Raw genomic sequence first — 26,556 nt, forward strand, 5'->3', positions numbered from 1 at the left:
AGGGGAATGATGTCATGAAAAGGAAAAATCTGCTTTTCTTCGTTCTGGCGGCCGTTTTGAATACGGCTGCAATTGCTGCCGAAGCCAAGGACTGGACACATGTGAAGGTCGGCATAGAAGGCGCCTTTCCACCCTGGAACATGATGGATTCCAGCGGCAAGCTCGCCGGCTTCGATGTCGACCTGATCAACGATCTCTGCGCCCGGGCCAAAGTGGAGTGTGAGCTCACTCCTGGCGAGTGGACCGCCATGATCCCGAGCCTCAATGCCGGCAAATTCGATCTGGTGATGACGCTTGGCATCAATGAAAAGCGCCGGCAGGTTGTCGATTTCACCGTTCCATACGCCAGTGGCGTTGCAAGCTTCATTCTGCTGAAGGACGGTCCTGTCGCTTCGCTGCCGATGACCGGACAGAAGCTCAACCTCAACGACAAGAGCAAGGCCGATCCCGTCATGGCCAAGATCGGCGAGGCATTGGACGGCAAGACCGTCGGTGTTGTCCAGTCGACCAGCCAGGAACAACTGATCAATGCTTACTACGGCAGCAATGTCACGGTGCGCGCCTACAAGAATTCCGGCGAACGCGACCTCGACCTGAAGGCAGGCCGCATTGATGCCGGCTTCGACAGCGGCGTCTATGCGACCTCCATACTTGCAAAATCCGGCAACGACGAACTGATGATGTCGGGACCGCTGATAAAGGGCGCCATGCTCGCCACGGAAGTCGCCCTTGGCATGCGCAAGGGCGAAGCAGACCTGAAGGCGAAATTCGACGAAGCCATCAAATCCGCTGCAAAGGACGGCACGATCAAGAAGCTCTCCGAACACTGGAGCAAGATCGACCTCACGCCATCCTTCGAGACGAATTGATCTTGATCCAGGCGGCGACAGACCGCCGCCTTATTCCGCCACCGACTTTTCCGTGATGGGTGACATGTCGTTTCAAGCTCCTCAAGAAAAATGCAAAAGGCAGGCGCCATGAACCAGCCCGGTATCCTTGACCTGGTCAGTTTCGGCCCGGACGGCTGGGGCAAGGCACTGCTTGCCGGTGCGTGGATGACAATTCTGATCGCACTTGCCGGCTATTCGATCGGCGCAGTTATGGGCTCCTTCGGAGCCTGGGCCAAGATATCGGGAAGCCGCGGGCTTCGTATCGCCGCCGACACCTATACGACGGTGCTGCGCGGAATTCCCGATCTCCTAGTGATCTATCTCTTCTATTTCGGCGGCAGTGCCGTTGTCACCGCCGTCGGCCAGCTCTTTGGTGCCCAGGGCTTCGTCGGCTTTCCCGGCTTCCTCGCCGGGTCGCTCGCCGTCGCGGTCACCTCCGGAGCGCAGTTTACCGAGGTCTTCCGTGGCGCGTTCAAGGCTGTGCATGCCGGCGAGATCGAAGCGGCGATCGCGTGCGGCATGAGCCGATGGCTGCGCTTTCGGCGGATCGTCGCGCCGCTGACGCTGCGCCACGCACTGCCGGGGCTCGGCAATGTCTGGCAGGTGGTGCTGAAGGAATCGGCGCTCGTCTCGATTACCGGCGTCGCCGAGTTGCTGCGCCAGACCCAGGTGGCGGCGGGATCGACCGGCCTGCCATTCGATTTTTATCTCATCGCGGGCGCAATCTACCTGCTGATCTCGACGGTTTCCGGTCTCTTCATGCGCCGCGCCGAGCAGCACTTTTCGCGCGGTGTGAGGAGAAGCTGATGGACTGGCAATTTCTCTTCGAGACCTTCTTGAGCCTCATGTCCGCGATCCCGCTGAGCCTGGAGCTTGCCGCGACATCGATCATACTTGGCGCAATCCTCGCCCTTGCCCTGGCACTTTGCCGGCTCTCTAGCATCACAGCTCTCGACTGGTTCGCACGAAGCTACGTCTTCATCGTCCGCGGCACGCCGCTGCTCGTACAGATATTCCTGATCTACTACGGTCTTGGGCAGTTTCCAGCAGTCCGCCACAGCCTATTCTGGCCCTTTCTGCGCGAGCCCTACTGGTGCGCCGTTCTGGCGCTGACGATGAACACGGCCGCCTATGGCAGCGAGATCATCCGTGGCGGCCTCCTGTCGGTGCCTTTCGGGCAGATCGAGGCAGCCCGGGCCTGCGGCATGCCGCGCCTGATGCAGTTTCGACGCATCCTCCTGCCGCTTGCCATTCGTCAAGCACTGCCCGGCTACAGCAACGAAATGATATCGATGGTCAAGGCAACTTCGCTTGCCTCCATCATAACGCTGATGGAGGTAACCGGTGTTGCCGCCAAAATTATCTCCGAGACCTACCGTGCCATCGAGGTCTTCGTCGTCGCAGGTGCCATCTATCTCGCGATCAACTTCCTGCTGACGCGGCTGGTCCATCTTCTCGAATACTGGCTGAGCCCGCACCTGCGCCAGCCCGTGCCACATCCTCCGGCAGGCCTTTCCACCGCACCTATTGAAGGAGACGCGCGATGACCGCGGCAATGCCCTCCCCTGCGCCGATCGCACTCAGCGTCAAGGACATGCACAAGAGCTTCGGCCCGGTCGAAGTGTTGAAGGGCATCTCGCTCGACGCCCACGAAGGCGATGTCGTTTCCATTCTCGGTTCCTCCGGTTCCGGCAAATCGACCTTTCTGCGCTGCATCAACCTGCTCGAAACGCCAAATTCCGGCGAGGTCACCGTGGCCGGCGAGACGATCCGTATGGCGGCTGACGGCAGGGGCGGCAGCTGTCCGGCCGATCGCAGGCAGGTCGACCGCATCCGCTCGCAGCTCGGCATGGTCTTCCAGGGCTTCAATCTTTGGTCCCACAAGACCGTGCTTGAAAATGTCATCGAGGCGCCCATCCACGTCCAGGGCCGGCCCCGCGCCGAAAGCGTCGAAGAGGCCGAGGCTCTGCTTGCCAAGGTCGGCATTGCCGAGAAGCGGAATTTCTATCCCGCCCATCTTTCCGGCGGCCAGCAGCAGCGCGCAGCGATCGCCCGGGCCCTGGCGATGCGGCCGAAGGTCATGCTCTTCGACGAACCGACCTCGGCGCTCGATCCGGAACTCGTCGGTGAAGTCCTGCGCGTCATGCGCGCGCTTGCCGAGGAAGGACGCACAATGCTCGTGGTCACGCACGAGATGGGCTTTGCCCGCGACGTCTCCAGCCGCGTCGTCTTCCTCCACAAGGGCCTCGTCGAAGAGGACGGCAAGCCACAGGACGTATTTGCCAACTCCAAGTCGGATCGTTTCCGGCAATTCATCAGCAAATGACAGCTTCAACCCAAACCAAGAAAAGGGGAGCCTACATGACAGCTTTCAATCGCATCCTGGCGGCGGCTTCCGCCATGACCATGCTGGCCATTTCGACGGCCGCACATGCCGAAGAAAAGAAGTGGACGACGGTCACGATCGCCACCGAAGGCGCGTTCAAGCCTTACAACTTTACCAAGCCCGACGGCACGCTCGACGGCTATGAAATCGAACTCACCAGGTATTTCTGCGATCACATGAAGGTGGAATGCAAGATCGTCGTTCAGAATTTCGACGGCATGATCCCGGCACTCAATGCCGGCAAGTTCGATGCGATCATCTCCGGCATGTCGGCAACCGCCAAGCGCGAGGAAGTCATCGCATTCAGCGACTCCTACGGCTCGACGGGCCAGGCATTTGCAACGTCCAAATCCAGCGATCTCGCCCACATGCCCGAAAAGGGCCAGGTCTTCTCGCTTGCCAGCGACGAAGCAGGTGCGGCCGCCGAAATCGACAAGCTGAAGCCGATGCTTGAGGGCAAGACGATCGGCGTGCAGACCGCGTCGACGGCCGCAGCCTTTGTTGACAAATATCTGAAGGGTGTCGTCGAGGTTCGCGAATACAAAACGACCGAAGAGCACGACCTCGATCTCAAGGCCGGCCGTGTCGACCTCGTCATGGCCTCCATGGCCTATCTGACCACGGCATCGCAAAAACCGGGCAACGAAGACATGGCAACCGCAGGCCCGCGCTTCCAGGGCGGCTTTCTTGGCCGCGGCAGCTCGGTTGGCCTGCGCAAGAGCGATTCCGAGCTGAAAGAGGAATTCAATAAGGCGATTGCCGCCGCCAAGGCCGATGGCACCATCAAGACGCTCTCGGAAAAGTGGTTCGGCTTCGACGTGACACCGAGGTGACCCTGCCAAGGCCGGCGGCGTCACTCAGCGCCGCCGGCCTGATTTTCGCCAAAGACGTCTCAACTTGCTTGCAGCCGTATTTTTGACCTTGCCCCGCCCGGACAGATGTGATCGATTTCCGGCGCTGCTGGAGGGCGGCGAATTTCAATCACGTGAGCAAAAAGCTCGACTGCGACGGAAGGTCATCATGCCTCAGCTTCTCGACGACGCCTCATCGGGCGGCCTGTTCGTCGGCCGCGTCTGGAATCCGCAGGCAGCCGGTCCGGCGATTGTCACGATCCGCGACGGAGAAATCGTCGACATAACATCCAGGCAAGCCCCGACATTGAGCGCACTTCTGGAGAAAGCCGACCCGGCAGGTTTCGTGCGCGAAGCGGATGGCAAACACCTTGCTTCACTCGAAACAGTGGCAACAAACAGCACCGGCAGACCGGACGCTGCCAGCCCTTATCTCTTGGCGCCGGCAGACCTTCAGGCCGTGAAGGCCTGCGGTGTGACCTTTGCCCAATCGATGATCGAGCGCGTCATTGAGGAAAAAGCTGCCGGCAATCCGGAGCGCGCAGCCTCGATCCGGGACCGCGTTGGCACACTGATCGGCGGGAGCCTTGCCAACATCAAAGCAGGCTCTCCGGAAGCGGCAAAGGTCAAGCAGGCGTTGATCGACGAAGGCATGTGGTCGCAATATCTCGAAGTCGGCATCGGCCCGGATGCCGAGGTCTTTACCAAGTCGCCGGTTCTATCCTCCGTCGGCTGGGGTGCCGATGTTGGCCTGCATCCGATTTCGACCTGGAACAATCCGGAACCGGAAATCGTGCTTGCGGTCAATAGCCGCGGCGAAATCAAGGGCGCGACCCTCGGCAACGACGTGAACCTGCGCGATGTCGAAGGCCGCTCGGCTCTGCTGCTCGGCAAGGCAAAGGACAACAATGCCTCCTGCTCCATCGGTCCTTTCGTTCGCCTTTTCGACGCCACGTACGGCCTCGACGACGTCCGCAAGGCCGAGCTTGACCTGAAAGTCACCGGCCAGGACGGCTTCGTTCTCAACGGAAAGAGCTCAATGTCGAAGATCAGCCGCGACCCGACCGATCTCGTCAGGCAGACCTGCGGGCCTCATCATCAGTATCCGGATGGGTTCATGCTGTTCCTCGGCACGCTGTTTGCCCCGACGCAGGACCGCGACGCCCCCAACCAGGGCTTTACGCACAAGGTCGGCGATGTGGTCGAGATCTCCGCATCTGGGCTCGGCAGGCTCGTCAATACCGTTCGCCTTTCCACCGAATGCCCCCCATGGACGTTCGGCATTTCGGCTTTGATGGCAAACCTCGCCGCGCGGGGGCTGCTTCACGCCTGACAGCGCTCCGGGCCACTTCGGCCGCGTGGATCTGCGGCAATTGGCCTCCTGCATTTGTGCACTGCAGCAATCGTCCCTATATGTAATCCTCGGCGCCTTTGTTGGCTCAAGGAGAAGCATGTGTCCTTTCGAGATTCACCAGACGAACGCCTTGTCGAGATCGCAGCATTCGGGTCCAATCCCGGCGCGCTCAAGGCTTGGCTGTTCCTCCCGACACATATGGATACGCGTACCCCGCTCGTCGTAGCCCTCCATGGCTGCACCCAGACAGCTAAAGGATACGCACTGGGTTCTGGATGGTCGCAGCTCGCTGAGCGGCGGGGATTTGCGGTTCTCTATCCAGAACAACAGCACTCGAACAACCCGAACCTCTGTTTCAATTGGTTTGAACCCGGGGATGCACGACGCGGTGCGGGCGAAGCCGCATCCATCAGTCAAATGGTCGCACATGTCGTTCAGTCACAGGGCATCGATCCGAACCGGGTTTTCGTGACGGGTCTTTCAGCAGGTGGCGCCATGGCGAACGCGATGATGTCGACCTATCCTGAGATGTTCGCCGGCGGCGCGATCATCGCGGGTCTTCCCTATGGCGCGGCGGCCAATGTCGCAGAAGCGTTCGCACAAATGCAGGGGCGAAATCCGTCGAGCGCCGTGAAGCTCCGGTCCGCGTTGAGGCGTGCCGGACATCACGCAGGTCCGTGGCCGACTGTATCTGTGTGGCATGGAACGCATGATCAAACAGTGCGACCGAGGAATGCAGATCAGATCGTAGATCAGTGGAGCGGCGTTCACGCGACACGTAAGGAGCCGGATCGCACGGAAGTGGCCAATGGGCACCAGCACAAGCTCTGGTTCGATGCAGATGGGCGAATGGTCATCGAAACCTATTCCATCAAAGGCATGGCGCATGGCCTTCCTCTTGCAACCCAAGGCGGCTCCTCGTTCGGCCGACCGGGACCCTACATGCTTGAGGCGGGGATTTCGTCAACCGCGCGCATTGCGCGCAGTTGGGGCCTCGCTTCCGATTCCGATGTCGAAGCAACAGAGTTCGCCGCTGCCGAGGGGTCTGGCGATCGGAAATTGGCTGGCGCAAGAGAGCGACGAAGCCCTCAACCGGAGCTCGGCGACAGTCGGGTCGGCAAAATCATCAATGACGCGCTGCGCGTAGCCGGGCTGCTTCGCTGACCTCCTGCCGGCAGTCCAGCAACGGCTCTTGCCTTGGCGATAGTCGCCAGTTGCCGCCGATCCATAAGTTCAACCGATGCAGCAAGGCTAAGCTTGGCGCCCCATCTGGCGGTCACCTCGACGGCAGCCGGCTGAGAAAAAAAGCTTGCCCCGGCAACATCCGGCAAGCGACGTAGGGTCGGCGATTTCCGCTTCCGGCTTGGCTTGCGCCTGTCAAAAAAAATGGCACGCAGCAAGATCCTGCCGATTGCCTGCAACAGCGGCAAATGCCGGCCGGGAAATCTACTGGTTGCGCCGGATTCCCTGCATAAGATCCAGCACGGAGTTGGCGGCGTCGAGCACATGCGTGCCGGGGCCGAAAACGGCAGAAACACCGTGATCGGCCAGAAACTGATAGTCCTGGCGCGGGATGACCCCGCCACAAATGACGATGACATCACCGCCGCCCTTTGCTTTCAGGATATCGACGAGCTGCGGCAGCAACGTCTTGTGGCCGGCGGCAAGCGACGAGACACCGATGACGTTGACGTTTTCGCCGATCGCCATTTGCGCCGCCTCTTCCGGCGTCTGGAAAAGCGGACCGGCAAGCACGTCAAAACCGATATCGCCGAACGCCGATGCGATCACCTTGGCGCCGCGGTCATGGCCGTCCTGGCCAAGTTTGGCAACCATGATCTTCGGCCTGCGGCCGAGCGCCGCGCTGACGTCCGACATACGGCTCTTCAGGACCGCAAGCTCCGGCTCGTCGCGATAGGCTTCGCCATAGACGTCCTTGACGACCCTTGGCGTGGCGGCGTGATCGCCGAAGGCTTTCCGCATGGCATCGGAGATCTCGCCCACGGTGGCGCGCGCACGGGTCGCCTCGACGGCCGCAGCCAGGAGATTGCCTCTTCCGCTGCGGGCGACATCGACAAGCGCAGCGAGCGTTTGGGCGACCTTGGCGCTGTCGCGCCGGCGCTTCGTCTCTTCGATACGCTTGATCTGCGCGGCTCTCACGGCGCTGTTGTCGATCTCCAGGATGTCGATCGGCTCTTCGTTCTCGAGGCGGTACTTGTTAACGCCAACGATAACCTCATCGCCCTTGTCCACCGCAGCTTGCCGCCGCGCGGCGGCTTCCTCGATCAATCTCTTCGGCAGGCCCTCGTTGACTGCGCGTGTCATGCCGCCAATGGCCTCGACCTCCTCGATCAGAGCCCATGCCTTTTCTGCCAGTTCCTGCGTCAGGCTCTCGACATAATAGGAGCCGGCGAGCGGGTCGACGACCCTCGTGACACCTGTCTCATGGCTCAGGATGAGTTGCGTGTTACGGGCGATGCGCGCGGAAAATTCCGTCGGCAGCGCGATCGCCTCGTCGAAGGAATTGGTGTGCAGCGACTGCGTGCCACCCAGCACCGCCGACATCGCTTCGAAGGCAGTGCGGATGATATTGTTATAGGGATCCTGCTCCTGCAGCGACACACCCGAGGTCTGGCAATGGGTGCGCAGCATCAACGAGGACGATTTCTTCGGCGAAAACTCCTCCATGATCCGCGCCCAGAGCAGCCGGGCCGCGCGCAGCTTCGCCGCCTCCATGAAGAAGTTCATGCCGATCCCAAAGAAGAAGGAAAGCCGTCCGGCAAAGTCGTCGACATTGAGGCCTTTGGCGATTGCGGCGCGCACATATTCGCGGCCATCAGCCAGCGTGAAGGCAAGCTCCTGCACCAGTGTCGCACCCGCCTCCTGCATGTGGTAGCCGGAGATCGAGATCGAATTGAACTTCGGCATTTCCGTCGCCGTATACGCAATGATGTCCGCGACGATCCGCATCGAAGGTTCAGGCGGATAAATATAGGTGTTGCGGACCATGAACTCCTTGAGAATGTCATTCTGTATGGTGCCGGAAAGCTCGCCCCTCAAGCAGCCCTGCTCCTCGCCTGCGACGATGAAGGAGGCAAGGATCGGAATGACCGCGCCGTTCATGGTCATCGACACGGACATCTCGTTTAACGGAATGCCGTCAAAGAGGATCTTCATGTCTTCGACCGAGTCGATTGCGACACCGGCCTTGCCGACGTCACCTTCGACGCGCGGATGGTCGCTGTCATAGCCGCGATGGGTGGCGAGATCGAAGGCGACGGAGAGGCCCTTCTGGCCAGCGGCGAGATTGCGACGGTAAAAGGCGTTGGATTCTTCGGCCGTCGAAAAACCGGCATACTGGCGGATCGTCCAGGGCCTGCCGGCATACATCGTCGCACGCGGCCCCCGGACGAATGGTGCAAATCCCGGAAGGGAGTCGAGATGCCCCGCCCCTTCGATATCGGCGGCCGTGTAAAGCGGCTTGACGTCGATGCCTTCCGGGGTGTGCCAGGTCAGCGTCTCAGGCTGAGCGCGCAGCTCCTTCTCCGCCAATGCCGCCCAATCCGCGGTCGTTTTCTTGGCCATGTTTTCCTCCGGCATTTCCATTTGGCCGCACGCTATCACTCGAACCGCATAGGGCGCGATAGGGCCTTAGGATAATTTACGCAGGAAACTGGCGATTTCCATGTCCAGCGTGGCGCCTATCGCGCCTGTATCGGCCGCCAGCGCAGCAGGTAGGATTCAAGCGCATAGGCGAGACGGTTGAGCGAGAAGCCGACAAGACCGAGAACGAACACGCCGACCATGACAAGGGCCATGTCGAAACGCTCGCGGCCGGCGATGACCAGCCCGCCGATGCCCGGGCCGACGGCGAGGAAATATTCAGCACCCACCGTCGCAAGCCAGGCGTAGATCAGCCCGAGATGCACGCCGGTGGCAATCGACGGCATGGCCGACGGCAGATGGATGCGCAGGATACGCTGACGGGTCGTGAATTTCAGGGCGCGGCCGACTTCAATGAGATCGGCGGGAGCGCTGCGCATTCCTTCATAGGTGTTGAGCACAATCGGGATGAAGGCGGCAAGTGCCACGAAGACGATCTTCGCCTGCTCGCCGAAGCCGAACCAGATGGAGATGAGCGGGATCCACGCAAGCAGCGAGATCTGTTTCAGGCCGTTGAAGGTGGGTGAGATCAGCCGGTCGGCGGGGCGCGAGAGCGCAAGCAGCGTTGCCAACGCGATGCCTAGGACGGTGCCGATCCCGAAACCGGCGATATTGCGCATCAAAGAAAAGCCGAGTTCGGCAAAGAGGCCGTTGTCGAAAATCTCACGCTTGGCCGTCAGCGCCACGTCTTTAAGAGAAGGCAGGAACCGCGGGTCGGCAAGGCCAGTGCGGGCCGATACCTCCCATGCAACGAGAAGAAGGACCGGCAGTGTGATGCCGCGGCGGAAGCGGGTGGAGAGTGCCAACGTCATGTCATATGTCCTGACGTTTCCAGCGCTGGATCAGCATTTCGGTGCGATCCAAGCCCTTGTCCATGGCAAAGCCGACGAAGCCGATGACAATCATGGCAACGATGACCGTATCGAGCCAGAACATCTGCCGGCCCCAGACGAGCAGATAGCCAAGTCCTTCGGACGAAGCGAGCAGTTCGACCCCGACAAGCGAGGTCCAGGAATGGGTTAGACCGTAACGGACGCCCGTAAAGATCGAGGGGACGGCGCCCGGGAGCACGATCAGCCGCAATCTCTGCCAGCGGCTGAAACACAGCGCTTCGCCGACCTCGACGTATTTTGGCGATACGCCGCGGATGCCGGAAAATGTATTCAGCGTCATCGGCACAAGCGCTCCCTTGGCGATGATGATGATCTTCAGCGTTTCGCCGATGCCGACAAAAAGCATCAGCAACGGGATCCAGCCGAGCGTCGGGATTTGCGCAAAGGCAAGGAAGAGCGGCTTGACATAGTCCTCGATTTTCTGCGACAGGCCGATCGCGATACCGAGGCAAAGCCCGGCCGCGGAACCTATTGCAAAACCGATCACCACACGGCGAAGGCTGACGCCGGCGTGAAAGAGAAGTTCGCGGCTTGCGATCATGTCGCGTGCCGTCTCATAGACGAAGAAAGGCGGCGGTAGGATTTGTTCTGCAAGCCAGCCCTTTGCCGAGGCCACCCACCAGAGGCCAAGAAGCGCGGCTGGCAGGACCAGACCGGAGAGGCCGACGACGGCGCGACTTCGCCGTCGTTGGGCCATGCGAATGCCGGCATCGCCGGCGGCCTCGAACATTGCAGCCATGCCCGTCTCCGTTTGCCTCAGCCTACGATGCGTGAGGTTTTCCATCCGCGCCGTAAGATTGCCAGAAATTCTTGAGGCCGAGCCGTTCGATCGCACTGTTCAAGTATTTCGGCTCGAACCAGCCGTTGAGATCGACATCGCGGCGGATGAGACCGAACGCCTTGCCCTTTACCGCCTGCTCCTTGTACTGCGACACCAGCAGGTCATCGATGAGTGGCGAGTTGCGGTAAGCCAGCGTGTCGTTGCTGAAATATTCCTCCAGGATCGGAACCGGCGTGCCGGACTTGTGCCAGAGTTCGAAGAGCGCGGGACGATTTTGCTCGTCGGACGACCATTTCGCCGCCTTGACGAAGGCATCGACGACGCGCTGCGTGATTTCCGGATGCGCCTCGATGAAGGCTTGGCGGCCGATCACGCCTGCATTGCGACCGAAGCGGGGATCATCGCCCTTGGTCGTGTAGATGATGTCGGCTGCACCCTTGGCCGCCAGGTTGATGAGCTGCGTGTCGCCGAAGGCTGCATCGATGTCCTTGCTCGTCAGCGCAGCGACCGTTCCGGCACTGTCGAGATTGACGACCTGCACGTCGCGCTCATTCAGTCCGTGAGCCGCAAGCACCTTGATGGCGGCAAGATGACCATTCGTGCCGCGCTGCAGCGCGATCTTGCGTCCCTTCAGGTCCTCGATCCTCGTGATGCCGGAGGCCTTTGCGGCAGCAAGATAGAGTGGCTTGCGGGCACCGCTTGCCAGCAGGTACCTGGTCTTCAAGCCGGTTGCCCGCCCGATCAGCGAGGGCAGGTCGCCCTGGTAGGCGAAATCGAGCTGGTCGTTGGCAAAGCCTTCATTGACCGCCGGGCCGGCGCCCTTGAAGAATGTCCATTCGATCTTGATATTCGGATCGTTTGCGAATTCCTTCTCCAGGTATTCACCAGCGCGCGCCGTGGCCGCCGATGTGCCCTCCGAGTAAGGCCGGTTATCGACGCCGATTGCCGCATAGCCGACATGAATGACGAGCGGCTCCTCAGCTAGCGCACCAGTGAAGAGGCCAAGTGCAAGCGCAATGCCTGCGGCAAGGGATGCAAGTTTCATAATTTCTCTCCGTTTCGACAAATTTAGCCGGCCGCGGCAATGGCGGGACGCAGTCCAGCCACCTTGGGGGCCCTGGGGGGAACACCGGGGCTTTGCTGTGGGCCAGCCTTCGTCGTGATGCTGAGGCTTTCGAGCACGCGGTTGCGGACTTTAGAAAGTGCTGCCGAGGTCCGGTCGCGCGGTCGCGGCAGATCGACAGGCACAATCTCGCGGATGCGGCCGGGGCGTGGCGACATCACGACGACGCGGTCGCCGAGATAGGCCGCCTCCTCGACATCATGGGTGACGAGGATCATCGTGATGCGCTCCCTGGCCCAGATTTCCTGAAGCTCGTCCTGCAGCCGCGTCTTGGTGATGGCGTCCAGCGCGCCAAAGGGCTCATCGAGGAAAAGCACGTTCGGCCGGTTGACAAGCCCGCGGGCAATGCCTGCGCGCTGGGCCATGCCGCCCGACAGCTGGTGCGGATAGGCATCGGCGAAGGCCGACAGGCCGACCAGCTCCAGATGCTCCTCGACGAGACGCTTCTTTTCCGCCTTGCCAAGGCCGGCGTTCTCAAGCCCGAGCGCAACATTGCGGCCGACGGTCAGCCAGGGAAACAGCCGTGGCTCCTGGAAGACGATGCCGCGATTAAGACTGGGACCGGTTACTCTTTTTCCGGCATGGGTGATCGAGCCGTCGTAAGCCGTATCGAGTCCGGCGCCAAGGCGCAGCAGCGTCGATTTTCCGCAGCCGCTGGCGCCGACGATCGTCACGAATTCACCTTCTGCGACATCAAGGCTGATATCGTCGAGTGCGGTGAGCTTGTTGCCGTTCACCTGGAAGTCGCGGGTGACGCTGCGGATTTCGAGAAGGGTCGAACTGGTCATGTTGCTTCCTCCCCCTATTCGGCAGCGATCTGAGCACGGGCCGGATGGCGCGGCACCCCGAGCCCGAGATTTTCACGAAGCGTCCGGCCTTCGTAGTCGCTGCGGAAAAGGCCGCGGCGGCGAAGCTCCGGCAGGACATGCTCGATGAAATCGTAAAGGCCGACCGGCAGATGCGGCGGCATGATGTTGAAGCCGTCGGCAGCACCCGTCGTGAACCACTCCTCCATCTTGTCGGCAATCTGCACCGGTGTTCCGACGACCTGGTAATGACCGCGGGCGCCGGCGATGCGCAGATAAAGGTCGCGGATGGTCAGGTTCTCGCGGCGCGCAAGATCGAGCAGCAATTTCTGGCGGCTCTTGCTGCTATTGGTTTCGGGAAGCTCCGGCACTGGGCCGTCCAGCGGATATTGCGACAGATCGATCGGGCCTGCCATGCCCGCGAGCATCGACAGCCCGACGGCCGGGTGGATGAGGTCCTGGATCTGTTGAAACTTGTCCTGCGCCTCCTGCTCGGTTCGCCCGACGACTGGGAAGATGCCGGGCATGACTTTCAGATCGTCGCGGTCGCGGCCGTATTTTGCGAGCCTGCCCTTGAGGTCCGCATAGAAGGCGCGCGCATCCTCGGTCGTCTGGTGGGCGGTGAAGACCACGTCCGCGGTGCGGGCGGCAAGTTCCTTGCCGGGCTCGGAAGAGCCTGCCTGAACCAGCACCGGATGTCCCTGCGGCGCACGGGCAACGTTCAGCGGCCCGCGGACTTTGAAATACTTGCCCTTGTGATTGAGGATATGCTGCTTGTCGGGGTCGAAATAGATGCCGCTTTCCTTGTCGCGAGGGAAGGCATCTTCCTCCCAGGTATCCCAAAGGCCGCGAACCACGTCGGCGAATTCCTCGGCGCGTTCGTAGCGTTCTGCATGGGCATAGTGCTCGTCGCGGCCGAAATTATGGGCCTCATGTTCGCTCGACGAAGTAACGAGGTTCCAGCCCGCCCGACCGCCGCTGATGTGATCGAGGGAGGCAAATTTGCGGGCGATATGATAAGGCTCGTTGTAGGACGTGGAGGCGGTTGCCACAAAACCGATATTGCTGGTTACGGCGGAAAGTGCCGAAAGAAGGGTGATCGGTTCGAACTGCGCGACGTAGCGGATGGCGGTGCGGCTCAGCGCTTCGATGTCCGTGCCGCGGGTACCGACACCATCCGCCATGAAGATGAGATCGAATTTTGCAGCTTCGGCAGCCTGCGCAAGCGCGACATAATGGGCGAAGTTGGAGCCGGCATCGGCTTGCGCATCGGGATGGCGCCAGGCGGCGACATGGTGGCCGGTCGGATAGAGAAAGGCTCCAAGCTTGAGCTCTCGGCGAGTGTCGGTCATGTTGCATTCCTCGGCAATGGCGATCCGCAAAGCCTAGCAACAATAACTATAATCCATAGAAATAGTATTCTATTACGGTTCGATCCGGGAAATTAAATCTCTAGGCCTTTCAACCGGAGCGGGAAAAGCATTGCGGTCGAGTTCGGGGGCCGGGTCAGATGGCCTTGTGCCTCGGGATGCGCGGCAGAAAGACCGTGAGCAGGCCAAGCAGCGGCAAATACGAGCAGATCCGATAGACGAACTCAATGCCGTGACTGTCGGCGAAATCGCCGAGGAAGGCAGCACCCAGTCCCCCCGCCCCGAAGGCGAAGCCAAAGAAGACGCCGGCGATCAGGCCGACGCGACCGGGCACCAGTTCCTGCGCGAAGACGACGATCGCCGAGAACGCAGAGGCAAAGACAAGGCCGATGACGACACTGAGGATGCCGGTCCAGAAGAGGTTTGCATAAGGCAGTAGCAATGCGAAGGGAATAACCCCAAGGATCGAGAACCAGATTACGAAACGGGAACCGAAGCGATCGCCGATCGGCCCGCCGAGGAAGGTGCCGACGGCGACCGAACCGAGGAAGAGGAACAACATCAGTTGGGCCTGCTGCACATCGAGCTGGAACCTGTCGATGACGTAGAATGTGAAGTAGCTTGACACGCTCGCCATGTAGACGTTCTTCGTCGCCGTCAGCAAGACGAGAATGATGAGCGCAATGATCACCTTGTTCTGCGGCAAGGGCAGCGCACGGCTCACCGCAGGCTTTCCGGCATTCTGCCGGCGGTGACTCATGAACCAGTTGCCGACCCAGCCGAGCACGACGATGCCGATCATCGCGATGGCGGAGAGCCAGGAGACGCTGTGCTGGCCGAGCGGCAGTACGACGAAGGCGGCAATCAGCGGCCCAATGGCCTGGCCGGCATTGCCGCCGACCTGGAAGAAGGATTGCGCAAAGCCGTGACGGCCGCCGGAGGCAAGACGCGCAACGCGCGAGGATTCCGGGTGAAAGACGGCCGAACCAAAACCAATGAGGCTCGCAGCCACCAGCAGCATTTCGAAACTTGCGGCGTTGCCGAGCAGGATCAGGCCGCAAAAGGTGCTGGCCATGCCGACCGGCAGAGAATAAGGCATTGGCCAGCGGTCTGTGACGATCCCCACAAAGGGCTGCAACAGGGAAGCCGTGACCTGGAACGTCATCGTCAGAAGTCCGATCTGGACGAAATCGAGATCGTAGTTTGCCTTGAATAGCGGATAAAGCGAGGAAAGCAGCGACTGCATGATGTCGTTCAGCATATGGCAGAAGCTGACAGCCACGAGGATGGACATCGTCGTCTTCTCGAAACGGGGGGAAGTCTCGCTCAATACGGCCATAGGCATGTCTCCTGCGGACCGCTGCGCGTGCCGCCGATCACTTATTCATCAGATGAATCCGGCGACTGGAGCCTTGGGGAAGCTCCGGCGCCGCAAGCAGAGCATCTACCGCAACTTGCGCGTCAGTTACAGCCCAGTTTTCCCAAGTTTGGTACGCTGATGCTTTAATTTCGCTGGAACGCCTGTATTGCTGCACGAATGATTCCGCCACAAGAAAGTACCAATTGAATTTTCCTATGTGCTCATACACTATCATTCTGCCCGAAATCCCGCCTCGAAAGGGCGCCCCGTCAACACAGTCCATGGAACCCAAAAATGAACGCAAAAGCTCCTAATGCAATAGACATCTACGTGGGCTCGCGCGTGAGGATGCGTAGACTGCTGTTGGGGTTTAGCCAGGAGCGGCTGGCCGACCAGATCGGCGTTACCTTTCAGCAGGTGCAGAAATACGAGAAGGGCATGAACCGCATTGGCGCAAGCCGGCTGCAAAAGATTGCCGAAGTCCTTGCCGTACCGCCGAGCTTCTTCTTCCAGCAGGACACCGCTGAGCCGCTGAGCCTCGACGGACTGGAGCCCTCCGAAACTTTCGACCCGGTCGGAGAATTCCTGCGTTCGAAGGAGGGGCTGGCGCTTAATCGCGCTTTCTTGAAGATCACCGACCCGACCGTGCGTGAAAAGATCCTTTCCCTCGTCAAGGCGATGGCTCAGGCCGGCGAGCGCCGGGATATGACTGTCGAACCGGCAAACTCTGAGACGAGCGCTGCGCTCGACGCTTGAGGAAAACCCGCTGCCGGGAGAACCGCAACGCTCCCTGCCCGGTCTTGCCGGAACTGTGGGAGCGTTCTTGATTCATCGCACGCAGCCTAGATGAGCTTTTCCAGCGTGATCGGCAACGAACGGATGCGCTTGCCGGTCGCGTGAAAGACGGCGTTGGCGATCGCAGGTGCCACCCCGACGATCGGCAATTCGCCGACAGCCTTGCCGCCGAGCACCGAGGCACGGTAATCGGGGATGCCGACGGAAATCACCTGAAGGTCGGGCACGTCCGAATTGGTCGGCACGAGGTAGTCGGCCAGATTGTTGTTGATCACGCGGGCATATCGTTCGTCGACAATACCTTCCTCCAGCAACGCCTGGCCAATGCCCATGATAATGCCGCCGCGCCACTGGCTTTCGGCGAGCTTCGGGTTGTAGAGCCTTCCCGAATCGAGCGCGGAAACCATGCGCGAGACGCGGACCGTGCCGAAATCTTCATCGACGCGAACCTCGACGAAATGCGCACACCAGCTATGGAGCGAATAGCCGCCTTCAGTCGGCGCCTTCATTGTCATCATCGTCGTAAAGTTGTCGTAGCGGTCTTTTCCATCCCGCTTGTCTTCCGGCAGCGTGTCACGCAGCGTCTCGACCTTCTCACGGCCGATCTGCCGCATGAAGTCTGCAATCGCAACGCCATCACCTTCTCCCCTCGGCGGCAAGATCCGGCCTTCAGAGATCGTGAGCGTATTGGCCTGCGCGTCCCGCAACGGCGAATTGGCATCGTTGAGAGCAAGCCCGATCAACTCGTCGCGCGCGGCAAGGGCGGCCTTATGGACAGCACCCGTCATCAGGTTTGCAAGCTGCGAGCCGCCCGCGACGGGCGCCCTCGGCAAGGCCGAGTCGCCGAGCTTGACGCGGATCTGCTCGACGGGGATGCCAAGGATTTCAGCGGCGGTCTGGGCCATGATGGTATAGGTGCCCTGGCCCATGTCGATGCCGCTGCTTGCAATCTCCGCCGTACCATCCGCAAGGATTCGCACAAGTGCCTCACCGGGCGTGCGGCGCACCGGATAGGTGCCGGCCGCCACACCCCAGCCGATCAGCGCGTTGTCGTCCCGCATGGAACGCGGCTTTGGCGAGCGCTTCGACCAGCCGAAGGCCTCGCCACCCACGGCAAAGGCTTCGCGCAGTTGTCGCGTCGACCAAGGGATCTTGGCATGCGGGTCTTGCTCGGCATAGTTCAGCAAACGGATCTCGACGGGGTCGATGCCGACGGCATAGGCGAGTTCATCGATTGCCGACTCCAGGCCCCATGCACTGGGATTTTCGCCGGGAGCACGAAGCGCGCCGGGCAGAACCGTATGCACAGGCACGATGTTTTGCCTCGAGCTGAAGTTCGGCACGTCATACATGATCGAGGTGACGGCACCGAGCGGCTCGACGGCCACACCCGTCATCGCCGTTTCATTGGCACCGCGCTGGACGATCGAAAGCAGCTTTCCTTCCTTCGTTGCGCCGAGCGCCAGCGTTTGACGGGTGGCAGGGCGGCCGCCGAAGGCAGTGAATGTCTGCGCACGGGTGACCGCGACCTTGACGGGACGGTCGAGCTTCCTTGCGGCCATGATCGCAAGTGCTGCATGCGGCAGCGAGAGTGCCTTGGAACCGAAACCGCCGCCGATATAGGGCGAGATGATCCGCACATTCTCGAAGGGCAATTCGAACCACTCGGCATAGCTTCGCGCCATGCCATCCACCCATTGGCTCGGTTCCCAAAGCGTCAGCACATCGCCGTCCCATTTGGCGATCAGCCCGTGGGGTTCGATCGGCACGTTATATTCACGCGGTGTCTTATATTCAGCTTCGATCCGAACAGGAGCTTCAGCCAGCGCCTGTTCGGCCTTACCCCACTCAATCGTCATTTGCTCGACCGCAATACCCTCCCCGGCCCGTGGATCATCGAAGCCGAAGATGGCCTGCTTCTCGTCGTAGCTCACCTTGATCAACGCCGCGGCAGCGGTCGCCTGTTCGAGCGTTTCGGCGAACACGGCTGCAACATGCTGCCCACTGAAGGTAATCTCGTTGGTCAGCGCGAGATAAGGACCTTCAGGACCGGGCGTGCCGGCCCAGGTGGTTGCCGATTTCAGCTCCATGATGTTGTCCGGGGTCAGCACGAGCAGCACGCCAGGCGATGCCTCAGCTGCAGAGATGTCCATCGAGCTGATTGTGCCTGCCGCAATCGTGCTCTGGACCATCACGCCGTGAACGACGCCGTCGATTTGATTTTCGAGCGCGTAGTTTGCCTTGCCGGTGATCTTTGCCGGTCCATCCAAGCGCGACAGGCGACCTCCAAGCACGCCATCTGCTGCATCACCGCGTTTGATTTTCGGTTCCATGACGGTCATGCCAGACCTCCCAATCTTTGTATGGCGCGAGCAACGACACGTGGCGCCAGGTCGATCTTGTACCGGTTGGCGCCATGGTCGATGGCGCCCTCAATGGCAAGCACGCTTGCTTTTGCGATCGCCGCGGCTTCGACGGTCTTGCCGATCAAGGCGCGTTCGACCGCGCGGGCGCGCCACGGTTTTGTCGCAACGCCTCCCAGCGCAACACGAAGGTCGCGGATCGTTTTGCCATCCTCTTCCAGCTCGAGGCCGACAGCAGCGCTGGCGGTAGCAAATTCGTAGGATTGCCGGTCGCGGACCTTGAGATAAATCGATCTTCGGGCTGCTTGCGAGGCGGGGATGAAAATGGCGGTGATGAGTTCACCGCGTTCAATTTCATGCTCCAGTTGCGGCGTGTTGCCCGGAGCCAGAAAGAAGTCGTCGACCGCAATCTGCCGCACGCCCAGATGGATCACCGCGTCGAACGCGACGAGCGCCACCGCGAGATCGCCCGGATTGACCGCGATGCAGTGCTCGCTGGTGCCGAGCACGGCGTGGTTGCGGGTCATTCCGCCGATCGCCGAACATCCCGAACCCGGCTCGCGCTTGTTGCAGGCTTTAAAGACTGCCGGGTCGCGGAAATACGCACAGCGGGTGCGCTGCAGGAGGTTGCCACCAATTGTCGCCATGTTGCGAAGCTGGGCGGATGCCGCCAGCGACAGCGATTGCGAGATCGCGGGGAACGCTTCTCTTATGACCCGATGCTCGGCCACCTCGCTCATCTTGGCGAGCGCGCCGATCGTAACGCCTGTCTCGGTCGACGAGATTGCGTCCAGCCCGGAAAGAAATGTGATATCGACGACCGTTTCCGGCGCGGCAATGCCGCATTTGGCAAGATCGAGCAGGGTGGTGCCGCCTGCAATGACCATCGCGCCTTGCCGGGCGGCTGCCTCTCTGGCTTGATCGGCCGACGATGCGCGCAAATAGGAAAACTCTTTCATCGCGCCGTCTCCGCAGCTTCGCGCACCGCCGCTACGATGCTGTTATGGGCCCCGCACCGACAGAGATTGCCGGACATATATTCACGGATCTCGCTATCGGAGCCCGTATGACCCTCGCGAATGCAAGCAACTGCCGACATGATCTGGCCCGGCGTGCAATAGCCGCACTGGAAAGCATCATGCTCAAGAAACGCCGCCTGAACCGGATGAAGGGTGCCGTCTGCCGCAGCGAGGCCTTCGATTGTCGTGACTTGCCGCCCCTCGGCCTGGGCCGCAAGCGTGAGACAGGCAAGCACGCGCCTGCCGTCGATATGGACGGTGCAAGCGCCGCACTGCCCGTGGTCGCAGCCTTTCTTCGTGCCGGTCAGCGCCAGATGTTCACGCAATGCATCGAGCAGCGTCACGCGTGGATCGACAGCAAGCGCGTGCGGTGCACCGTTGATATCAAGCCTGAGGTTGATTGTCCGGGTCATGGTGTTCTCCTGCCTCGACGGAGGAATTTTGCGCCGTCATTGAAAATAGCCGGGTCTTGAATTGCAAAGCGCCTGCGCCAGCTAAAATCTGGTTTCGGTCTCTGCGGGATTTGCTTTCACCTCGTGGCGCCTGCGCAATTGAGACATGACATTCCGCCTCTTTCTGCGATAACAGGTGCAAGGCCCTCAAGTTAAACGGAGGCGCCTCCGATTAAACTAGCGGCTTGCGCGGCAGCGTCAAGCCCCCATCCGCAGGAGAGGCTTTTGACCGGAAAGGCAATAGCCGGAAGCGAGACGAAACCCGAAAGGCGCATGCGTGCCGATGCGTTGCGCAACCGCGACAAACTCATTGCTGTTGCCGCCGACGTCTTCGCCGATGATGGCGTCGAAGGTTCGCTGGAGGAGGTCGCCCGGCGTGCCGGCGTCGGTATCGGTACGCTCTACCGGCACTTTCCGACGCGCGAACATCTGGTCGAAGTTGTCTATCGGCGGGAGCTGCAGAATTTGGCGACTGCCGCGAGCGATCTGGCGGCAACGCATCCGGCGGACCAGGCCCTTGAAGAATGGATGCACCGTTTCGTCAACTACATTGCCGCCAAGCGCGGTATGGCACAAAGCCTGCGCATTTTGCTGAATTGCAACTCCGAGCTCTTTGCCGAAAGCGCCGGCATCATCTCCGGGGCTCTTCGACACTTGATGGACAACGCTGCCGCAATGGGCATGATCCGCAGCGACGTGGAGAGCACCGACCTCTTGCATGCGCTTTCGAGCATCTATTCGATGCCCGACTCGCCGGAATGGCGGGAACGCTCGCGCAGGCTGATCCGCCTGTTGATGGATGGACTTAAATGGGGGGTAAAAATGGGGCCGGCCGATTAGGCGAGGGGCGTTGTTCTTGAGCTTTGCCAAGATGGCTCGCTCGGCACGCTGCGCTCGCACCCAACTCATTGCCTCATCGTTCAAGACATAGTCCTGATGACCGGCCTGTAGGATCGACAGGAAGTTAAGCCGCGATTTTGGTCATGGCAGGCTCATAGCGGGGCTCGCAAAGAGCGCGGCCGCGGCCCCCGCAATATATAGTAGATTGCTCCTCGCTGCTGAAATCCATTCCACCGGGAGAGCAGTTTATGTCCCTGATGCGCCACAAACCGCACCGCCTGCCGGATCGATCGGAGTTTTGACAGCGATCGAAATTTAGGGTAGAAATGCTTAAAAAGGTAGAAATGTCGGAGCTGTCATGTCGCTCAATATCAAAAACCCCGCCACAGTCGCTCTTGTTGACGAGCTTGCGCGGCGGCAAGGTATCAGCAAGACCGCAGCCATTCATCAGGCTTTGACGGAGCGTCTACATCGCATGGGATACGGCGATGTGGCGCAGGAGCGCCTGCTCGCCGAGATGCAGGCGATTCGTGGGCGAGTGTCGCGATTGCCCGAACTCGACAGCCGAAGCGATGAAGAAATCATCGGCTACGATGAGCATGGAATTCCGAACTGATGGTGATCGATACCTCTGCAATTGTCGCGATCCTGCGCAGTGAGCCAGAGGCCGCAGCGCTCGAGAGAACGGTCGTTGCCAACCCTATTCGCTTGGTCCCCGCCACATGTGTTCTTGAGGCGCGTATGGTTTTGGTCAGCCGGCGCGGCGAACACGCACTTGCCGAGATCGATCTGTGGCTCACCAGAATAGAGGCCGACATCGTTCCGGTCGACGCCGATCTGGTGGATCTGGCGACACAGGCCTGGCTTACTTACGGCAAGGGCCGCCATCCGGCGGCATTGAATTTTGCCGATTGTTTTTCCTACGCTTTGGCAAAGCGTGCGGACGAACCGCTTCTCTTCATCGGCGAGGGCCTTTCGCGCACCGATATCGAGGCGGCATAATGATGGCTGGCGACGCTGCTTCCGATAACGACTGCCTAACATCGTCCCCCCGCCCTACCCGCGCATTGCAGGATGCCACCGATCGTGCCCGCGGCTACGTCGAGGCGGCGAACTCTGCCAATACGCGACGCGCCTGTGCCGCCGACTGGAAACCGCAACCGCCACTCTTCCACGCCCCGGCAGGAGGAAGCCATTCTTCCGGAAGACCTGGTCGCCATGCTGGAGACGCTGGATCGCTGCGGGGCTTGCGCGACCGCGCCATGCCCCTCGTCGGTTTGCCGGAGCCTGCGCGCTTTGAAATCATCGGGCTCAACCTCGCGCGCGACCAGACCGAGGACGGGCTCGGCTGGTTAATTGAAATCGAAAGACAGCCACCTTATCTGCTCGCGTACCCGATTCGGCGGGTGCAGACCTTGGCGCTTTCCAGCTAATGCGCTGATATGATTTGCTTCCAGTTCATTACGGAAGCTAAAAAGGGGTTCATTTCTGCAAGCCATACTTCTGTGACGCGGCTAAGTACTCCGCGAAAAAGCCCGTTTAGAAGGTGCTTAACCGCCTGTTAAGCCAGCGGCCTTGCAAGAAAATGAGAATCGGCGCTAAATGCGGTTTCATTGGCCTCACGGCGTTAAAATCGCATTTTCGAGATTTCCATGAATATGGCACCTACAATTGGTAAAGCAATTTCTGATGTCGATCAGCTGATCATCGGCCAGGCACAGGAACTGTCCGACAAATTGAAGCAGCATCGCCTGGAAATGTTTCCGCCCCGTGCGATGAAAAGCCTGCGCGAATTCCAGCTTGCCGAGGTGGCGCGCTTCCTTGGCGTCACGAGCGGCTATCTTCGCAATCTCTCGCTGGAGGGCAAGGGGCCTCTGCCGCAGGTGACGCCATCCGGGCGCAGATCCTATACCGCCAGGCAGATGGATGAAATGCGCCTGTTCTTGGATCAGAATGCCCGAGGCAGCACGCGTTACGTCCCCCACCGCACGGGCAATGAACACCTGCAGGTCATCGCCGTCGTGAATTTCAAGGGCGGCAGCGGCAAAACCACGAGTGCTGCCCATCTCGCCCAGCATCTGGCGCTGACTGGCCACCGCGTTCTTGCCGTCGACCTTGACCCGCAGGCCTCGCTTTCGGCGATCCACGGCTTCCAGCCCGAATTCGACGTCGACGAAAACGAGACGCTTTATGCGGCAATCCGTTACGACGACGAGCGGCGACCGCTGAGGGAGATCATTCGCAAGACCAATTTTCCCAATCTCGACCTGGTTCCAGGCAATCTCGAATTGATGGAATTCGAGCATGATACGCCGCGCGTGCTTGCCCAGGGCAAAGCGAGCGACTACGGCCGCATCTTCTTTGCCCGCCTTGACGAGGCGCTGTCTTCCGTCGCCGACGACTATGATGTCGTCGTCATCGACTGCCCTCCCCAGCTCGGCTTCCTGACGATGAGCGCCATCTGCAGCGCAACCGCCGTGCTCATCACCGTTCATCCGCAAATGCTCGACGTGATGTCCATGTGCCAGTTCCTGCAGATGCTGGGCGAGGTGCTGAACACGCTGAAAGGCGCCGGCGGCAACATGAATCTCGACTGGTTGCGCTATCTCGTGACACGCTACGACCCGCAGGATGGACCACAGACGCAGATGGTCGCCTTCATGCGCTCGATGTTCCGCAATCACGTGCTCACAAATCCCATGTTGCGAAGCGTGGCGATTTCGGATGCTGCCATGACAAACCAGACCCTCTACGAGGTGGAGCGCAATCAGTTTACCCGCGCGACCTATGACCGCGCCATGGAGGCCATGAGCGCCGTAAATGGCGAAATCGCCGAGCTCATCCATAAGGCATGGGGGCGCAGATGACGGCGCACCGATTGACCGCGACCAACCGTTCAACCGCCAGGAGGAGAAAGAATGGCACGTAAGAATATCCTCTCGGGCCTGATGGACGATTCCAAGAAGTTTACCGCCGTAAACAGCGAGCCCGTAAACGACCCCGATAAGCAGCAGATCAACTTCAAGGGAATTGGCGCCCTCGGCGCCGTTACCCGCAGTATCGATGCCCTTGCCGCAAGGGCCGACGCTGCGCGCGAGATCGAAGAAAAGCTCGCCCATGGCGAAACCGTGATTGATCTCGACACCGCACTCATTGAAGATTCCTTCGTCAGCGATCGCCTCGGGCACAACGACGAGCAGTTTCAGGAATTGGTGGAAGCCATCCGCCTGCGAGGACAGGATTCTCCCATTCTTGTCCGCCCGCATCCTGAAAAGGATGGAAAGTTCCAGATCGCCTTCGGCCACCGCCGCGCGCGCGCTGCCAAGGAACTTGGCCGGCCGGTTCGCGCCGTCGTCAAGAAGCTTGCCGACCGCGATCATGTGATCGCCCAGGGACAGGAAAACTCCGCACGCGCGGATCTCTCCTTCATCGAACGGACGATGTTTGCCGACAAACTCGACAAGCTCGGCTTCGATCGGGAGACAATCATGTCAGCGCTCAACGCTGACAAGACGACCATCTCCAAGATGCTGTCCGTCACCCGGCGCATTCCGGCCGAGATTCTGTCGGCAATTGGCGCAGCGCGCGCAACCGGCCGCGACCGTTGGCATGACCTTTCGGCGAAGTTCGAAGAAGACAACGCCGCCGAGCGGGCGATGCTGTTTATCGAAACGCCAGCCTTCGAAGCTGCCGAGCCGGAGGCCCGGTTCGACATGCTTGCCGCTTTCCTCAGCAAGAAGCCGGCATCAGCCGTCCAGACCACAACGCCGTCTTCGGCCGTGACCCAGTGGCAGCGCAGGGACGTCAAGGCGAAGATTAAGGATGACGGGAAGCAATTCACCATCGCGCTGAGGGCAGGGAAGGCGTCAGCCTTCGGCACCTATATCGCGGATAATCTCGATCGTCTCTACGAGGCGTTTGAAGATAGCAGGACGACAGGAAAGAACGGAGATCAATAGCAAAAGAAAAGGCCCCCGAACGTTGCCGTAGCGGAAGCCCTCTCTGATCTAGACACCCAGAGAATCACATTTCCGCACAACATAGTCAAGAGTCTCCGGCACCTATTTTCGGTGAGCTGATATCTTTTGCCTTGAAGAAGGCAAAGAAAATGGAAAGCGGAAGTGTGACGACGCCTTTTGGGCGGCGGCCGATGACACTTGGCATGCTCGCAAGTCAGGTCACCAGCCAAAAAATTGAGCCAGGCGCCTCAATCGATAAATGGAAAATCTATCGCGCGCTTTGCGAAGCCAAGCCTCTGCTCGATATATCCGACAGAGCGCTCACGGTATTGAACGCGCTTTTGAGCTTCTACCCAAAAGGTGAGCTTGCTGCAGACGACAGTCTTGTCGTCTTTCCCTCCAACACGCAGCTCTCGCTTCGCTGCCATGGCATGGCCGAGCAAACGATCCGGCGCCATATGGCCGTCCTCGTCGCTGCCGGTCTCGTGATCCGCAAGGACAGCCCCAACGGAAAGCGCTATGCTCGCAAGAGCCGCAATGGCGAGATCCACGAAGCTTTTGGCTTCTCACTCGCCCCTTTGCTTGCGCGCGCCGGCGAAATCGAACACCTGGCCGCGAAAGTCTCTGCCGACCGCCTCTACATCCAAACGCTCAAGGAACGTCTCACGCTCACCCGCCGCGACATCTCAAAGCTTGTCCACGCAGCGATCGGTGAAGAGCTTCCCGGAGATTGGCAAGCGGTGAACGAACGCTTTCACGACATCCTGAACCAATTGCCGCGCGCAGCTGGTGCCCATGCGGTTGCGTCCACCTTGGATCTCCTCGAGGCATTGCGCGATGAAATCGTCAAGCGACTGGAAATACAAATTAAAACGGACAATCTGAGCGCCAATGACTCACAAAATGAGCGGCACATACAGATAACAGAATCCGAATCTCTTCTTGATTCTGAAGCCCCGGTTAGAACTCCGATCCCTGAGTTGACTGCAGTAAACTCGCCAATGATCGATCCGGCAAACGACAGCGGTACTCAACTCCCTCAACCTCAGGCAAGAACCAACACCGTATCCACGATATTTCCGCTCTCCCTCGTCCTGCAGGCATGCCCGGAAGTGCGTAGCTATGGACCTGCCGGAACTGTCCGAACCTGGCAGGACCTTATTGCCGCAGGCGCTATCGTCAGTTCAATGCTTCATATCAGTCCCTCAGCATACAGGGACGCCTGCAGGATCATGGGTCCGCAAGCTGCCTCAGCCGTGCTCGCCTGCATTTTCGAACGGTCGGGGACGATCAATTCAGCCGGCGGTTATTTGCGCGACCTCACGCGGCGTGCCCAACGCGGAGAGTTTGCGATCGGATCGATGTTAAGAGCGCTCGCAAGGACACAGGAACGTCATGACGCCCATCACTGAGTTTACCGCAGTAAACTCACACCTGACCGGCCCCAAAACGACAGCCCCGCAACGTTCATCGGCCGACGCCGCATCCCCGTTCGTTCGGCTCTTCCTCGTTTGCCGGCACGCCCAACGCTGCGGGTTACGGCCCGGCCGAACCGATCAAAACCTCGTAGGACATTACCCGCCGGCGTGCTGATCAGCCAGGCGCTGCAATCAATACTTCAGACCCAACCATGCTGCTTCCTCGGTCTGCG

General features: G+C 60.2%; 24 protein-coding genes and 1 pseudogene. 15 read left to right on the plus strand and 10 right to left on the minus strand.

What is annotated here, in order from left to right:
- The first annotated feature begins 14 nt into the window (after positions 1 to 14).
- The 7 genes from A3C3_RS0102525 (at position 15) to A3C3_RS37580 (ending at position 6,645) form a co-directional block, all read left to right on the plus strand.
- Entirely contained in the window at positions 15 to 869 is an 855-nt protein-coding gene (locus tag A3C3_RS0102525) for a transporter substrate-binding domain-containing protein (protein WP_028739339.1), read from the plus strand.
- A gap of 108 nt (positions 870 to 977) precedes the next feature.
- Complete coding sequence (locus A3C3_RS0102530) at positions 978 to 1,697, plus strand: ABC transporter permease (RefSeq protein WP_028739340.1); 720 nt, start codon at positions 978 to 980, stop codon at positions 1,695 to 1,697.
- Positions 1,697 to 2,437: an ABC transporter permease gene (locus A3C3_RS0102535; protein ID WP_022713048.1), complete on the plus strand. Its 741-nt coding sequence runs from the start codon at positions 1,697 to 1,699 to the stop codon at positions 2,435 to 2,437. Before A3C3_RS0102530 ends, A3C3_RS0102535 begins: the two co-directional genes overlap by 1 nt.
- 8 nt (positions 2,438 to 2,445) lie before the next feature.
- Positions 2,446 to 3,216 carry an ABC transporter ATP-binding protein gene (locus A3C3_RS0102540; RefSeq protein ID WP_033419576.1) on the plus strand — a complete coding sequence of 257 codons (771 nt, stop codon included), beginning with the start codon at positions 2,446 to 2,448 and terminating at the stop codon, positions 3,214 to 3,216.
- Between the two features lie 35 nt (positions 3,217 to 3,251).
- Positions 3,252 to 4,109 carry a transporter substrate-binding domain-containing protein gene (locus A3C3_RS0102545; RefSeq protein WP_022713050.1) on the plus strand — a complete coding sequence of 286 codons (858 nt, stop codon included), beginning with the start codon at positions 3,252 to 3,254 and terminating at the stop codon, positions 4,107 to 4,109.
- Positions 4,110 to 4,293: 184 nt separating this feature from the next.
- On the plus strand, positions 4,294 to 5,460 hold the full coding sequence (locus A3C3_RS0102550; RefSeq protein ID WP_145611751.1) for a fumarylacetoacetate hydrolase family protein: 1,167 nt from the start codon (positions 4,294 to 4,296) through the stop codon (positions 5,458 to 5,460).
- Between the two features lie 120 nt (positions 5,461 to 5,580).
- Entirely contained in the window at positions 5,581 to 6,645 is a 1,065-nt protein-coding gene (locus tag A3C3_RS37580; RefSeq protein ID WP_022713052.1) for an extracellular catalytic domain type 1 short-chain-length polyhydroxyalkanoate depolymerase, read from the plus strand.
- A 282-nt stretch (positions 6,646 to 6,927) separates the two neighbouring features.
- Here A3C3_RS37580 and scpA read toward each other — a convergent pair whose 3' ends face one another.
- From scpA to A3C3_RS0102590, 7 genes are all read right to left on the minus strand, one after another.
- Positions 6,928 to 9,066 carry a methylmalonyl-CoA mutase gene (gene scpA, locus A3C3_RS0102560; RefSeq protein WP_022713053.1) on the minus strand — a complete coding sequence of 713 codons (2,139 nt, stop codon included), beginning with the start codon at positions 9,064 to 9,066 and terminating at the stop codon, positions 6,928 to 6,930.
- Between the two features lie 116 nt (positions 9,067 to 9,182).
- Complete coding sequence (locus A3C3_RS0102565) at positions 9,183 to 9,956, minus strand: ABC transporter permease (protein WP_022713054.1); 774 nt, start codon at positions 9,954 to 9,956, stop codon at positions 9,183 to 9,185.
- A 1-nt stretch (position 9,957) separates the two neighbouring features.
- A complete protein-coding gene (locus tag A3C3_RS0102570; protein ID WP_022713055.1) occupies positions 9,958 to 10,776 on the minus strand; it encodes an ABC transporter permease in 819 nt (272 codons plus the stop codon).
- Positions 10,777 to 10,798: 22 nt separating this feature from the next.
- Entirely contained in the window at positions 10,799 to 11,863 is a 1,065-nt protein-coding gene (locus A3C3_RS0102575; RefSeq protein WP_022713056.1) for an ABC transporter substrate-binding protein, read from the minus strand.
- Positions 11,864 to 11,886: 23 nt separating this feature from the next.
- Positions 11,887 to 12,729 carry an ABC transporter ATP-binding protein gene (locus A3C3_RS0102580; protein WP_022713057.1) on the minus strand — a complete coding sequence of 281 codons (843 nt, stop codon included), beginning with the start codon at positions 12,727 to 12,729 and terminating at the stop codon, positions 11,887 to 11,889.
- A gap of 14 nt (positions 12,730 to 12,743) precedes the next feature.
- Positions 12,744 to 14,099, minus strand: coding sequence for an LLM class flavin-dependent oxidoreductase (locus A3C3_RS0102585; protein WP_022713058.1), 1,356 nt, complete (start codon positions 14,097 to 14,099; stop codon positions 12,744 to 12,746).
- Between the two features lie 154 nt (positions 14,100 to 14,253).
- Positions 14,254 to 15,456 carry an MFS transporter gene (locus A3C3_RS0102590; RefSeq protein ID WP_022713059.1) on the minus strand — a complete coding sequence of 401 codons (1,203 nt, stop codon included), beginning with the start codon at positions 15,454 to 15,456 and terminating at the stop codon, positions 14,254 to 14,256.
- A gap of 315 nt (positions 15,457 to 15,771) precedes the next feature.
- Here A3C3_RS0102590 and A3C3_RS0102600 point away from each other — a divergent pair, with 315 nt between their 5' ends.
- On the plus strand, positions 15,772 to 16,233 hold the full coding sequence (locus A3C3_RS0102600) for a helix-turn-helix domain-containing protein (protein WP_022713061.1): 462 nt from the start codon (positions 15,772 to 15,774) through the stop codon (positions 16,231 to 16,233).
- An 86-nt stretch (positions 16,234 to 16,319) separates the two neighbouring features.
- Here A3C3_RS0102600 and A3C3_RS0102605 read toward each other — a convergent pair whose 3' ends face one another.
- From A3C3_RS0102605 to A3C3_RS0102615, 3 genes are read right to left on the minus strand one after another with little or no spacing between them, the layout of a single operon-like run.
- Positions 16,320 to 18,614 carry a xanthine dehydrogenase family protein molybdopterin-binding subunit gene (locus A3C3_RS0102605; RefSeq protein ID WP_022713062.1) on the minus strand — a complete coding sequence of 765 codons (2,295 nt, stop codon included), beginning with the start codon at positions 18,612 to 18,614 and terminating at the stop codon, positions 16,320 to 16,322.
- Positions 18,611 to 19,594 carry an FAD binding domain-containing protein gene (locus A3C3_RS0102610; protein ID WP_022713063.1) on the minus strand — a complete coding sequence of 328 codons (984 nt, stop codon included), beginning with the start codon at positions 19,592 to 19,594 and terminating at the stop codon, positions 18,611 to 18,613. The genes A3C3_RS0102605 and A3C3_RS0102610 overlap by 4 nt, the downstream gene beginning before the upstream one ends.
- Positions 19,591 to 20,067, minus strand: coding sequence for a (2Fe-2S)-binding protein (locus A3C3_RS0102615; RefSeq protein WP_022713064.1), 477 nt, complete (start codon positions 20,065 to 20,067; stop codon positions 19,591 to 19,593). The genes A3C3_RS0102610 and A3C3_RS0102615 overlap by 4 nt, the downstream gene beginning before the upstream one ends.
- A gap of 312 nt (positions 20,068 to 20,379) precedes the next feature.
- Between A3C3_RS0102615 and A3C3_RS0102620 the strand changes: the two genes are divergently transcribed.
- The 7 genes and pseudogenes from A3C3_RS0102620 to repC all read left to right on the plus strand — a co-directional run bounded on the left by A3C3_RS0102620 (position 20,380) and on the right by repC (position 26,317).
- Positions 20,380 to 20,946 (plus strand): TetR/AcrR family transcriptional regulator, encoded by a 567-nt coding sequence (locus tag A3C3_RS0102620; RefSeq protein WP_051154427.1) that lies wholly within the window; start codon positions 20,380 to 20,382, stop codon positions 20,944 to 20,946.
- Positions 20,947 to 21,304: 358 nt separating this feature from the next.
- Entirely contained in the window at positions 21,305 to 21,562 is a 258-nt protein-coding gene (locus A3C3_RS0102625; protein ID WP_022713066.1) for a type II toxin-antitoxin system VapB family antitoxin, read from the plus strand.
- The gene (locus tag A3C3_RS0102630) at positions 21,562 to 21,948 is read left to right on the plus strand and encodes a type II toxin-antitoxin system VapC family toxin (RefSeq protein ID WP_022713067.1); all 387 of its coding nucleotides are present in this window, start codon (positions 21,562 to 21,564) and stop codon (positions 21,946 to 21,948) included. The genes A3C3_RS0102625 and A3C3_RS0102630 overlap by 1 nt, the downstream gene beginning before the upstream one ends.
- A gap of 147 nt (positions 21,949 to 22,095) precedes the next feature.
- Positions 22,096 to 22,301: pseudogene (locus tag A3C3_RS48400) on the plus strand (integrase); the annotation flags it as partial.
- Positions 22,302 to 22,598: 297 nt separating this feature from the next.
- Complete coding sequence (gene repA / locus A3C3_RS0102640) at positions 22,599 to 23,813, plus strand: plasmid partitioning protein RepA (protein ID WP_022713069.1); 1,215 nt, start codon at positions 22,599 to 22,601, stop codon at positions 23,811 to 23,813.
- A gap of 51 nt (positions 23,814 to 23,864) precedes the next feature.
- Positions 23,865 to 24,905 carry a plasmid partitioning protein RepB gene (gene repB / locus A3C3_RS0102645; protein ID WP_022713070.1) on the plus strand — a complete coding sequence of 347 codons (1,041 nt, stop codon included), beginning with the start codon at positions 23,865 to 23,867 and terminating at the stop codon, positions 24,903 to 24,905.
- A 149-nt stretch (positions 24,906 to 25,054) separates the two neighbouring features.
- A complete protein-coding gene (gene repC / locus A3C3_RS0102650; RefSeq protein ID WP_022713071.1) occupies positions 25,055 to 26,317 on the plus strand; it encodes a plasmid replication protein RepC in 1,263 nt (420 codons plus the stop codon).
- Positions 26,318 to 26,556: the final 239 nt, after the last annotated feature.

The organism is Rhizobium mongolense USDA 1844, assembly GCF_000419765.1.
In the GTDB taxonomy this organism is placed as follows: Bacteria; Pseudomonadota; Alphaproteobacteria; order Rhizobiales; family Rhizobiaceae; genus Rhizobium; species Rhizobium mongolense.